This window comes from Betaproteobacteria bacterium, assembly GCA_016791345.1.
Lineage (GTDB): Bacteria > Pseudomonadota > Gammaproteobacteria > Burkholderiales > JAEUMW01 > JAEUMW01.
The window spans coordinates 1-2,639 of the sequence record JAEUMW010000328.1 but is presented as its reverse complement, the minus strand read 5'-3'; the positions used below and the strand labels follow the sequence as shown (position 1 = coordinate 2,639).

General features: G+C 64.6%; 1 protein-coding gene. It reads left to right on the top strand.

Annotation, left to right across the window (positions count from 1 at the left end; all coding sequences use genetic code 11):
- Positions 1-189: 189 nt before the first annotated feature.
- Positions 190-2,639: DEAD/DEAH box helicase family protein (locus tag JNK68_13030; GenBank protein MBL8541278.1), on the top strand; the 2,450-nt coding region annotated here is incomplete at its 3' end.

Below are 2,639 nucleotides of genomic sequence, written 5' to 3'. Positions count from 1 at the left end.
GTCGGCAGTCTTTGAGCATCGCGCCTTCCATGGAGACCGGTTTGGCGATCCTTGCAATTATGGAGTCCCGCTCCACAATTGCACGGATGATCCCCCACCGGCTCCTGCGGCCGGCGTCGAGCGCTTTCCACTCGCTGAAGGTGTGGAAGCGCTTTCGCTCATCGACCTGTGCGCGGAACTCTCTGCGGCATGAGCCAGTTCGCCTTCCTCCAACGCGAATGGTCGGCGGTATTCGACTCGGCAGCGCGGGCCGAGAACGCCGTGCACGCGGATCCGCGCACGGCTTGCTTCTACGCTCGGCGCGCGCTCGAACTGGCGGTGAGCTGGGCGTACAAATACGACCCCGCACTGAAGCTTCCCTATCAGGACAACCTCTCGGCGCTGATCCACGATCCGAGCTTCAAGCAGACGGCGGGCGAGGCAGTCTTCAGCAAGGCGCGGGTGATCGTCACGCTCGGAAACCGCGCCGTGCACAGCCATCGCGCGATCCCCACGGACGATGCAGTGGTTGCTGTGCGCGAGCTGTTCCACGTCGCGTACTGGCTCGCGCGCACCTACGGCCGCGTCGCGCGGCCGGCGCCGGGCTTCGCGTTCGACGCGAACGCGCTGCCGCGCGGCGCACCTGCGCCCAGGCAGGACAGCGAGCAGTTGCAGCGCCTCGAAGCTTCCCTGCGCGAGCGCGATGAAAAGCTCACCGCGCTGCTCTCCGACCAGGCCGCGCTCGACGAAGAGCTGAAGCGCCTGCGCGCGGAAGTGGCTGCGGCGAAAAAGGCCGCCGCTGCTCAGCCGGATACCCACGACTACTCGGAAGCGCAGACCCGCGACTACTTCATCGACCTGCTGCTCAAGGAAGCCGGCTGGCCACTGGACCAGGCGCGGGACCGCGAGTGGGAAGTCACCGGCATGCCCAACACAGAGGGCAGGGGCAAGGTCGACTACGTGCTGTGGGGCGACGACGGCAAGCCGCTGGGGCTGGTCGAAGCGAAGCGCACCCGGCGCGACGCGCGCGTGGGTCAGCAGCAGGCGAAGCTCTATGCCGATTGCCTGGAGCGGCAGTTCGGCCAGCGCCCGCTCATCTTCTACTCGAACGGGTACGAGCACTGGCTATGGGACGACGCGAACTACCCGCCGCGGGCAGTGCAGGGCTTCTACAAGAAGGCGGAGCTGGAACTCGCGATCCAGCGTCTCGGCACCCGCAAGCCGCTCGCCACGGCAGAGATCGACACCGGAATCGTCGAACGCTACTACCAGACTCGCGCGGTGCGGCGCATCGCCGAGGCGTTCGAGCGCGACCACGACCGCAAGGCGCTCGTGGTGATGGCGACCGGCGCGGGGAAGACACGCACGGTGATCGCGCTGTGCGACCTGCTCATGCGCTGCAACTGGGTCAAGCGCGTGCTATTTCTGGCCGATCGCGTGGCGCTCGTCAATCAGGCCGTGAACGCGTTCAAGCGCCACCTGCCGGATGCGTCGCCGGTAAACCTGGTGACCGAGAAGGATGCCGAAGGGCGCGTGTTCGTCTCGACCTATCCGACGATGATGGGCCTGATCGACGACACGCGAGATGGGCAGCGCCGCTTCGGTGTCGGCCACTTCGATCTGGTGATCATCGACGAGGCGCACCGCTCGGTGTTCCAGAAGTATCGCGCCATTTTCGATTATTTCGATTCGATGCTGGTGGGACTCACGGCCACGCCGAAGGACGAGGTGGACCGCAACACCTACAGCCTGTTCGACCTCGAAAACGGCGTGCCGACGGACGCCTATTCACTCGAAGAGGCGGTGCGCGACGGGTTTCTCGTGCCGCCGCGGGCGGTGTCGGTCCCGCTCAAGTTCCAGCGTCAGGGGATCACGTACGACGAGCTGTCGGAAGACGAGAAAGACCAGTGGGACGCGCTGGAGTGGGACGAGGAAGGCGGCGTGCCCGACCGCGTCGAGGCCGAGGCGGTCAACAAATGGCTCTTCAACAAGGACACGGTGGACAAGGTGTTGGAACACCTGATGACGCGCGGCCTCACGGTGGCGGGCGGCGATCGACTCGGCAAGACGATTCTCTTCGCGAAGAACCAGGCGCACGCCGACTTCATCGCGGACCGCTTCAACGTCAACTATCCGCACTACAAGGGCGAATTCGCCCGCGTCATCACGTTCAAGACCGAGTATGCGCAAAGCCTGATCGACAGCTTCTCGCACAAGGACAAGGCGCCGCACATCGCGATCTCGGTGGACATGCTCGACACCGGCATCGACGTGCCCGAGGTTGTGAATCTCGTCTTCTTCAAGCTGGTGCGGTCGAAGACCAAGTTCTGGCAGATGCTCGGCCGCGGCACGCGCCTCTGTCATGCTCTGTTCGGTCCGGGAAAGGACAAGGAGTGTTTCTATCTCTTCGACTATTGCCAGAATCTGGAGTACTTCAGCCAGGACATCCCGGCGACCGAGGGCCGGCTCGGGGAATCTCTGGGCGCGCGGCTCTTCAAGACCCGGCTGGAGCTGATTGGCGAACTCGACGCGCGAATGGAAGCTGCCGAGCACGGAATCGTGGCTGAGGGGGCCGCTCCGACTTATCTCGATCCGAAAACGGAGGGAGAAGTCCGGCAGGAAACCGCCGCAGTTCTCCACCACGAAGTCGAGTCGATGAA